This window comes from Pseudomonas sp. KB_15, assembly GCF_052114525.1.
Taxonomy (GTDB): domain Bacteria; phylum Pseudomonadota; class Gammaproteobacteria; order Pseudomonadales; family Pseudomonadaceae; genus Aquipseudomonas.
This window is the reverse complement of sequence record NZ_JBFREX010000098.1, coordinates 1-2,008: the sequence shown is the minus strand read 5'-3', so window position 1 is coordinate 2,008 and position 2,008 is coordinate 1. Positions and strand designations below refer to the sequence as shown.

Genomic DNA, 2,008 nt, shown 5'->3' with positions numbered 1-2,008 from the left:
GGACGTACACCCTGGCCAACGGCACCGATGGTGTCGCCAGTGCGGTGCAGGCGCTGAAGGCGGGCGAGAGTCACAACGAAGTGTTCAGCGTGCAGGTCAGTGACGGCCTCGGTGGCGTCGACACCCAGCTGGTGACCGTCACCGTCACCGGCAGCAATGACGCGCCGGTGCTCGGTTTCGCGACGGGCAATGATGCCGGCGCGGTGCAGGAAGACATCCAGCTCAGCGTCAGCGGCCAGTTCAGCTCGACCGACATCGATCACGATGCCACGACCAGCTGGACCATCAATGGCTCGCCAACTGGAACCTATGGTTCGATCGCGGTCGACAGCAGCGGCCAGTGGACCTACACCCTGGCCAATGGCACCGATGGTGTTGCCAGTGCGGTGCAGGCGCTGAAGGCGGGCGAGAGTCACAACGAAGTGTTCAGCGTGCAGGTCAGCGATGGCCTGGGGGGCGTCGACACCCAGCTGGTGACCGTCACCGTCACCGGCACCAATGACGCACCCGTGCTCGATTTCGCGACCGGCAACGAGGCCGGCACGGTGCAGGAAGACATCCAGCTCAGCGTCAGCGGCCAGTTCAGCTCGGCCGACATCGATCACGATGCCACGACCAGTTGGAGCATCAATGGCTCGCCAACCGGCACCTACGGCTCGATCGCCGTGGACAACGCTGGCAAGTGGACCTACACCCTGGCCAATGGCACCGATGGTGTTGCCAGTGCGGTGCAGTCGCTGAAGGCGGGCGAGAGTCACAATGACGTGTTTACGGTGCAAGTCAGCGACGGCCTGGGTGGCGTGGACACCCAACTGGTGACTATCACCGTCACCGGCAGCAACGACGCCGCCGTGCTGTCCTCGGCCAGCGTTACGCTGAGCGAAACCAATGCTCCGCTGACCACCGGCGGCAGCCTGACCATTAGCGATATCGACAGCCCGGAAAGCTTCCAGGCCCAAACCAACACCGCCGGCAGCTACGGCCAGTTCTCCATCGGCGCCGGCGGTGCCTGGACCTACGTCGCCAACTCCGCCCACAACGAGTTCGCCGCCGGTATCACCTACACCGATACCTTCGCGGTGAGCAGTGCCGACGGCACCCTCAGTTCGGTCACCGTGCATATCCTCGGCACCAACGATGCCGCCGTGCTGTCCGCCGACGTCGCCAACCTCACCGAGACCAATGCTGCGCTGACCACCGCCGGCACCCTGACCATCAGCGACGTCGACAGCGCCGCAACCTTCGTCGCCCAAACCAACACCGTCGGCAGCTACGGCCAGTTCTCCATCGGCGCCGGCGGTGCCTGGACCTACGTCGCCAACTCCGCCCACAACGAGTTCGCCGCCGGTACCACCTACACCGACACCTTCGCGGTGAGCAGTGCCGACGGCACCYTCAGTTCGGTCACCGTGCATATCCTCGGCACCAACGATGCCGCCRTGCTGTCCGCYGACRTCGCCAACCTCACCGAGACCAATGCCGCCGTCGACATTTCCACCGCCGGCWCCCTGACCATCAGCGACGTCGACAGCGCCGCAACCTTCGTCGCCCAAACCAACACYRCCGGCAGCTACGGCCAGTTCTCCRTCGGCACCGGCGGTGCCTGGACCTACGTCGCCAAYTCCGCCCACAACGAGTTCGCCGYCGGTACCACCTACACCGACACCTTCGCGGTGAGCAGTGCCGACGGCACCCTCACTTCGGTCACCGTGCATATCGCCGGCAGCAACGACTCACCGACGATCACTTCCAACGGTGGTGGTGCAACGGCTTCGATCAATGTGGCGGAGAACACCACGGCGGTCACGACAGTGGCGGCGACCGATGTTGATCTGCCTGCACAAACGCTGGGCTACAGCATCGTCGGCGGAGCGGATGCCGCGAAGTTCTCGATCGTTTCAGGCACAGGCGTGCTGAGCTTTATCTCTGCACCCAACTTTGAAGCGCCGACTGATTCGGGGGCGAACAACGTCTATGACGTGATTGTGCGGGCATCGGACCGGCACGC

At 64.5% G+C, this 2,008-nt stretch carries 1 protein-coding gene; it reads left to right on the top strand.

The genetic code is table 11. The annotated features are described in order from the left end of the window. Positions 1-2,008 (top strand): VCBS domain-containing protein (locus tag AB4Z35_RS29830; RefSeq protein ID WP_442101133.1); only part of this gene is annotated, 2,008 nt, incomplete at both ends.